6 protein-coding genes and 1 pseudogene are annotated in these 7249 nt (G+C 73.5%); 5 read left to right on the top strand and 2 right to left on the bottom strand.

Annotated elements, in window-relative coordinates; genetic code table 11:
• The 5 genes from BU198_RS26785 to BU198_RS26765 form a co-directional block, all read left to right on the top strand.
• Positions 1–475: TVP38/TMEM64 family protein (locus tag BU198_RS26785; protein ID WP_188299446.1), on the top strand; the 475-nt coding region annotated here is incomplete at its 5' end.
• 68 nt (positions 476–543) lie between these two features.
• Positions 544–1056 carry a DinB family protein gene (locus tag BU198_RS26780; RefSeq protein WP_188299445.1) on the top strand — a complete coding sequence of 171 codons (513 nt, stop codon included), beginning with the start codon at positions 544–546 and terminating at the stop codon, positions 1054–1056.
• 283 nt (positions 1057–1339) lie between these two features.
• Positions 1340–1732, top strand: a complete 393-nt coding sequence (locus tag BU198_RS26775) for a cell division protein SepF (protein WP_188299444.1) — start codon at positions 1340–1342, stop codon at positions 1730–1732.
• A 163-nt stretch (positions 1733–1895) separates the two neighbouring features.
• Complete coding sequence (locus BU198_RS26770) at positions 1896–2558, top strand: TetR/AcrR family transcriptional regulator (protein ID WP_188299443.1); 663 nt, start codon at positions 1896–1898, stop codon at positions 2556–2558.
• Positions 2555–4105 (top strand): MFS transporter, encoded by a 1551-nt coding sequence (locus BU198_RS26765; RefSeq protein ID WP_188299442.1) that lies wholly within the window; start codon positions 2555–2557, stop codon positions 4103–4105. Before BU198_RS26770 ends, BU198_RS26765 begins: the two co-directional genes overlap by 4 nt.
• Before the next feature lie 93 nt (positions 4106–4198).
• Here BU198_RS26765 and BU198_RS43460 read toward each other — a convergent pair whose 3' ends face one another.
• Together BU198_RS43460 and BU198_RS26755 are read right to left on the bottom strand one after the other, a co-directional pair.
• Positions 4199–6679 carry a SpoIIE family protein phosphatase gene (locus tag BU198_RS43460; RefSeq protein ID WP_188299441.1) on the bottom strand — a complete coding sequence of 827 codons (2481 nt, stop codon included), beginning with the start codon at positions 6677–6679 and terminating at the stop codon, positions 4199–4201.
• Positions 6680–6828: 149 nt separating this feature from the next.
• A pseudogene (locus tag BU198_RS26755) lies at positions 6829–7249 on the bottom strand (TetR/AcrR family transcriptional regulator); the annotation flags it as partial.

Below are 7249 nucleotides of genomic sequence, written 5' to 3'. Positions count from 1 at the left end.
CCGGCCGGCGCTGAACGCGGCGGCCGGGCTGCTGCTCGGCATCCAGCAGGGCGTGGCGCTGGCGGTGCTCGGCACCACGCTCGGCGCCGCCCTCGCCTTCGCGCTCGGCCGGGGCCTCGGCCGCGACGCGCTCCGCCCGTACCTGCGCGGGAAGGTGCTCGGCTCGCTGGACCGTCGGTTCACCGAACAGGGCTTCCGCAGCGTGCTGGTGCTGCGGCTGCTGCCCGGCATGCCGTTCCAGGCGGCCAACTACGGCGCGGCGTTCTCCGGGGTCCGTTTCCTGCCCTTCGTGGTCGCCACCGCGGTCGGTGTGGTGCCGACCACGGCGGTGTACGTCACGGCGGCGGCCAGCGCGGGCCGGCCCGGCTCGGCGGCGTTCCTGCTGTCGGCGGGGGTGATCGCGCTGCTGGTGCTGGGCAGCGTGGTGGGGCTCTGGCGGACGGCCCGGGCCCGCGGCCGGACCGCGGCGGGCTGAACCACCCCACCGGCCCGGCGCCGCAAAATCGTTCGCGCCCCCGGTCACGGGAGGCCAGGATGGCGCGCATGACCGAACTCGACCCGCGGGTGGACCCGCCGATGACGGCCGACGAGGCCGCCACCCTGACCGCCTTCCTCGACTACCACCGCGGCACGCTCGCGCTCAAGTGCGCGGGCCTGACCGACGACCAGCTGCGGCTGCGCTCCGTCCCGCCGTCCAACCTCTCGCTGCTGGGCCTGGTCCGGCACATGGCGGAGGTGGAGCAGTACTGGTTCCAGTGCGTCCTGCTCGGCCAGGAGATCACCGACCGCTTCTGCACCCAGGAGAACGAGGACGGCGACTTCGACGACGTCGACACCGCCGACGCCGCGGCCGACTTCGCCGTCTGGCAGGCCGAGATCGAGGCCGCCCGCCGCGCGGTCGAAGGCCTGCCGCTGGACACCGTCGGCAAGAGCCCGCGCCGCGGGCAGCCGGTGACGCTGCGCTGGATCCTCGCCCACATGGTCGAGGAGTACGCGCGACACAACGGCCACGCGGATCTTCTGCGCGAGTTGGTCGACGGCTCGACCGGCGAGTGAACCGACGGGTGAAATCGTTTCCGCATTGTTGACAGAAGGTCAATTACCCGGTGACCGCGACCGATAAGGTCAACGCGCGCAACCGTACGGTACGGCGCCGCGTCAATGAGGAGTGCCCGGGTTCGCCCGGGTTTCCGGCGCGGCACGACTCGTACGGGGGTCGCGAGCGGGCACGGGACCGGTGAACAGTGCGATACTCGGACAGTTCCGACGAGTGGATGACGTGTCAAGAACGGCACCCACCCCCGGGGGACCAGGACGGGACGAGGCAGGGAGGCGCGGCATGGGAGCACTTCGCGACGAGCACCACAACGGGTGGCTGATGCCCTCGGGACACTACCCGGCCGCGGTGTACGACGACGAGTGGGTCGACCAGGAGACGGTTCCGGCCGCCCCCGCGCCCACCAAGATCGTCTCCCTGCGGCCGACGGGGTTCGAGGCGGCCCGGACGGTCGGTGAGCACATCCGGGCGAGCACCCCGGTGGTCATGGACCTCACCGAGATGGCGGAGGCCGAGGCCAAGCGCATGGTCGACTTCGCCTCCGGACTGATCTTCGGCACCCAGGGCGGCATCGAGCGGATCGCCAAGAGGGTCTTCCTGCTCACCCCGGCCGACGTCGAGGTCATGGTGATCGACCGCCCGATGGACGACACCGGCTTCTACAACCAGAGCTGAGCCGCCGCCGCCCCGCGGCCGACAGCGGCAACCCCCGGAACCGGGGACGGTACACCCACCGTCTCCGGTTTTTTGCTGCCCTCCCGCCGCGGCTCCACGCGTCACCTGAGATCCCGGACATATGAATGAGACATGGATGTCTCACATGAACTAGAATCGGCGCATGGCCACCGATCGCGACACCGTCCTGGAAGCCGCCGTCGGTGTGCTCTCCCGCCGCCCGACCGCCCACCTGGACGAGATCGCGCGCGCCGCCGGCATCAGCCGCGCCACGCTGCACCGGCTCTTCCCCGGTCGCGACGCGCTGATCCGCGAGGTCGGCCTGCTCGGGCTGCGCCGGTTCGCCGCCGCCCTGGACACCGCCGAGGTCGAGGAGGGCGACGCCGAGGCGGCCCTGCGCCGCCTGGTGGACGCCGCCGTCCCGGACGCCATGCTCTGCGCCTTCCTGGCCGGCGAGAACCAGCTCTACGAGCACGACGACATCAACGACCTCTGGGAGGGTCAGATCGCCCGGCTGCACACGCTCTTCCTGCGCGGTCAGCAGCAGGGCGTGTTCCGCATCGAGCTGAGCGCCGCCTGGCTGAGCGAGGCCTTCTTCGATCTGGTGGCCGGCGTCGGCTGGTCCATCCAGGACGGCCGGCTCGCCCCGCGCGACGCCGCCTTCTCGCTCGCCGAGCTGTTCCTCGGCGGCGCGCTGCGCAGACCGGACGCCCGCACCGCCACCCCCGTTCCATCCGCCCCCGGCACCACCGACCCCAGCACCGCAGCCCACAGCACCTCCACCCACAGCACCGCCGACCACAGGCCGGACACCGATAAACCATGAACACCCTGACCGCCCGCCAGCGCTGGACCGGCCTCGCCGTCCTCGTCCTGGCCGTGACCGTGGTCGCCCTGGACGCGACCGTGCTCTCCCTCGCCATCCCGTCGATCAGCGAGACGCTGCGCCCCAGCGGCACCCAGCTGCTCTGGATCGGCGACTCCTACTCCTTCGTACTGGCCGGACTGCTGGTCAGCATGGGCGCCCTGAGCGACCGGATCGGCCGCAAGAAGCTGCTGCTGGCCGGGTCCGCCGCCTTCGGCGTCGCCTCGCTGCTGGCCGCCTACGCGCCGAGCCCGGGCTGGCTGATCCTGGCCCGCGCACTGCTCGGCGTCGCCGGGGCGACGATCATGCCCTCCACGCTCTCGCTGATCCGCAGCCTCTTCCCCGACGACCGGGAGCGGGCCACCGCGATCGGCATCTGGGGCGCGGCCGCCACCGCCGGCGCCGCGCTCGGGCCCGTGGTCGGCGGGGTGCTGCTGGAGCACTTCTGGTGGGGTTCGGTGTTCCTGCTGAACATCCCGGTGCTGATCCTGCTGCTGGTGTTCGGCGCCTGGCTGCTGCCGGAGTCCAGGGACCCGAAGCCCGGCCGCTGGGACGTGCTGAGCGTGCTGCTGTCGCTGGCCGGTGTGATCGGCGTGGTCTACGCGATCAAGGAGGCCGCCGCACACGGCGTGGACCGCTGGGACGTACCGGTCACCTTCGTGCTGGGCGCCGCCGCGCTGTTCGTCTTCGTCCGCCGCCAGCTGCGGCTGGAGACCCCGCTGCTCGACGTCAGGCTCTTCCGCGACCGGCGGTTCACCGCGGCCGTCTCGGCCTCGCTGATCTCCCTGGTCGGGCTCTCCGGCGTGATCTTCGTGGTCTCCCAGTACCTCCAGCTGGTGCGCGGCTACCAGCCGCTCCAGGCGGGCCTGGCCGAGCTGCCGGCCTTCGCCGGCTCGGTGGCCGGTGGCCTGCTGACCGCCCGGATCGCCCGGCGCTTCGGCGCCCGCAGGGCGCTGACCGCCTGTCTGCTCGCCATGGGGCTGGGCGTCGGCGTACTCGGCTGGCTCCAGCAGGACACCACCTACCTGCTGCTGGCCGTGTCCTTCCTGGTGGTCGGAACGGCCGAGGGCGTGGTCTACACGCTCGGCGCCGACCTGGTGCTGGGCACCGCGCCCGCCGACAAGGCCGGCGCCGCCTCGGCGGTCTCCGAGACCGCGTACGAGCTGGGCACCGCGCTCGGCATCGCGCTGGTCGGCTCGGTGGTCGGCACGATCTACGCCGGCGGGCTGGTCGTCCCCGCCGGGGCCTCCGCGGAGACCGCGGCCCGGGCCGGCGAGTCCCTCGGGGCCGCCGTGGAGACGGCGAACGGGCTGCCGGCCGACCTGGCGCAGCCGCTGCTGGCGAGCGCGAGGGACGCCTTCGTGCACGGCATGAACAGCGCCGGGCTGCTCGCCGGGGCCCTGCTGGTCGGCGCGGCCGTCCTGGCCTGGCGCCTGCTGCGCGGCCTGTCCGCCCCGACGGCGGCGGAGCCGGTCGAGGTCGCCGCACCGGAGAAGGCCGACGCGTAGCCCGGACCCGAGAAGGCCCGGAAGCCCGGAAACCCTGAGAACGGCCGTTCCCCCGGAGGGAACGGCCGTTCTCGTCCACGGAGCGTTCGTTCTCTACGAGGCCCCGAAGGGGAGTTCCAGCTCGGCCCAGACCACCTTGCCGTCCCGGGTGAGCCGACTGCCCCAGCGCTGGGCCAGCTCGCTGACCAGGAACATCCCGCGCCCGCCCTCGTCCTGCTCGGCGAAGGGGCGCAGCTGCGGGGCCTGCCCGCCGGCGTCGGCGACCTCCACGGTGAGCACCCGGTCGCGGAACAGCCGCAGCCGGCGCGGGGCGTCGGCGTGCAGCAGGGCGTTCGTGACCAGTTCGCTGACCAGCAGTTCGGCGTAGTCGGTGAGCGCGGCCAGGCCCCAGGCGTCCAGGGTGGCGCGGGTGAAGCGGCGGGCCGTGCCGGGCAGCCGGCCGCCGCCGCTGAGCGGCAGGGTGGCGATCCGGTCGGCGGGCAGCGGCAGCACCCGGGCCATGATCATCGCGATGTCGTCCTCGGTGCCGTCGGTGACCAGCGCCCCGAGCACGGCGTCGCAGCTCTCCTCCAGGGTCCGGCCCGGCCCGGCCAGGGTGCGGGCGAGCCGGTCGATCCCGGCGTCCAGGTCCTGGCCGCGCCGCTCGACCAGGCCGTCGGTGTAGAGCGCCACCATGCCGCCCTCGGGGATGGTGAACTCGATCGACTCGAAGGCCACCCCGCCGACGCCCAGCGGCACCCCCGGCGGCACGTCCACGACGGAGGCGGTGCCGTCGGGGGCGACCCGCACCGGCGGCAGGTGCCCGGCCGAGGCGACCTGGACGGTGTGCTCCAGCGGGTCGTACACCGCGCAGATGCAGGTGGCGAACTGGCCCTCGCCGATTCCCGAGGCGGTCTCGTCCAGCCGGGTGAGGACCTGCTCGGGCGGCATGTCGAGGGTGGCCAGGGTCCTGGCGACGGTGCGCAGCTGGCCCATCGTGGCGGCGGCCCTGATGCCGTGGCCCATCACGTCGCCGACCACCAGGGCGACCCGCCCGCAGGACAGCGGCACCACGTCGAACCAGTCGCCGCCGACCTCGCTGACCACGCTGCTGGGCAGGTAGCGGTAGGCGATCTCCAGGCCGAGGGTGCGGTGCACCTCCTGCGGCAGCAGGCTGCGCTGGAGGGTGAGCGCGGTCTCCCGCTCGCGCCGGTAGAGCCGGGCGTTGTCGAGCGCCAGCGCGGTGCGGGCGACGAGTTCCTCGGCGAGGGCGACGTCGGCGGCGGTGAACGGCTCGGGGTTGCGCATCCTGATGAACTCGGAGCCGCCGAGCACCATGCCCCTGGCGGTGATCGGCACCATCAGGTACGAGTGGATGCCCGCCGCCATCCCGGGCGCCACCCGGTCCTCGCTGGCCACCAGTCCGCGCAGCGCCTCCTCGTCCACGTGGGCGCGCAGCAGCGGCTTCCCACTGCGCAGGCACTGGACGTAGCTGCGGTCGGGTGAGTACTCGGAGGTTTCGCCGACGATGTCCACGGCGCTCGCGAGGCCGGTCTCGTAGGACTCCCCGACGGCGACGGCGCGCAGCGTGATGGTCTTGTCGGAGGGGACCGCGGTGGGCTCGGCGCCGCGCAGCACCGGCTCCAGCAGGTCGACGGTGGCGAAGTCGGCGAACTTCGGGACGACGGCCTCGATCAGTTCCTCGGCGGTGCGCTGGAGGTCGAGGGTGGTGCCGATCCTGGCGGTCGCCTCGGCGATGGTGGCGAGCCGCTCCTGGGCCTTGGCGGCGCGGGCCTCGGCCTGGAAGCGCTCGGTGACGTCGATGATCGAGGAGCAGACCCCGAAGATCCGGCCGGTGGAGTCCTCCAGCCGGAAGTAGGAGGCGGACCAGGCGCGGTCCCGCGTGGGGTCGCCGGGGACCCGGCCGTGCGAGCGGGCGTCCACCACGGGTCTGCCGGTCTTCAGCACCTGGCGCATGATCTGTTCGATCTCGCTGCTGTTGATGCCGGGGAGCACCGCCGATATCCGGCGGCCGAGGTGGGCGGCCACCGGCACGCCGTTCATCAGGGCCAGCGACTCGTTGATCCGGACGTAGCGCAGCCCGGTGTCGTAGACGGCCATGCCGATCGGTGAGCGGTCGAAGACGCCGTCCAGCACCGCGAGGTCGGCCTCGACGGCGTGCAGGGCGCGGGTGTCGGAGGCGGTGGCGAGCAGCAGCAGGGTGCCGGCCGGGCCGGCGATGGGGTAGGTGCGGAACTCCAGGTCGACCTGGTGGCCGTCGCGGTGGCGCACCGGGAAGACGCCGGACCACCCGGGGCCGCCCATGATCCGCTGGAACAGGCCGAGCACCTCGGTGCGGTCGGACTCGTCGGTGAGCAGCTGGGCGGCGTGGCTGCCGACGGCCTCCTCGGCGGGGTAGCCGAGCAGGGCCTCGGCGTCCTCGCTCCAGTGCAGGATCAGTCCGTCGTCCTGGAGCAGGGCCGTCGCGAGCGGGACGAGGCGGTGGCCTTCGGGACGTTCGCCCCCGGGGCGTGCGGGGTCGTCGCCCGGTGCCGGGCCGGCGGCGTCGGTCGCGTCCCACTCGTGTCCGTGCATGATCAGGCAGCACCCCGGTTCGGCTCGTGCCCGGCCGGGGTGGGCCTCGCGGTCGGTGCCGGCCGGGGTTCTTCTCCAGACTGCACGGACATCGGCCGCCCGGCGACCCCTTGGTCAGGGGGCGTCCGGCCGCTCCGGGTGTACGGGCGTCATGGGCGTACCGGCCGCAGCGTACTCTCCAGAACGCCCGCCCACTGCCGGATCACCCCGGAACGTCGGTGGCTGTCGTCGGTGAGCAGGTTGGCGAGGCCGAGACCGCGGGCGAGGTCCAGCGTGGCCTGCACCGATTCGCGCACTCCGGGGCGGCTCTCGTCGGCGTCCAGGAACTCGACGGCGGCCCGGTGGGCCTCCCTCCCGACGTGTCCTTCCAGGGCGACGATCCGCTCGCGCAGCGCCTCCTCGGTGGCCGCGGCGGTCCACAGGTGCAGGGCGGCCCGGAACAGCGGTCCGGTGTAGAGGCGCACGATCATGTCGACGACGGCCCCGGTGCGGTCGGGCCCGGCGGCCGGCAGCGCGTCCGCGTGGGCGCGGACGGCGGCCAGCCGCTCGGCGGTGACGTGCTCGACGGCC

The organism is Streptomyces sp. CBMA156, assembly GCF_014596515.1.
Taxonomy (GTDB): domain Bacteria; phylum Actinomycetota; class Actinomycetes; order Streptomycetales; family Streptomycetaceae; genus Kitasatospora.
The sequence above is the reverse complement of the archived record's forward strand: the minus strand, read 5'-3'. Positions and strand labels throughout refer to the sequence as shown.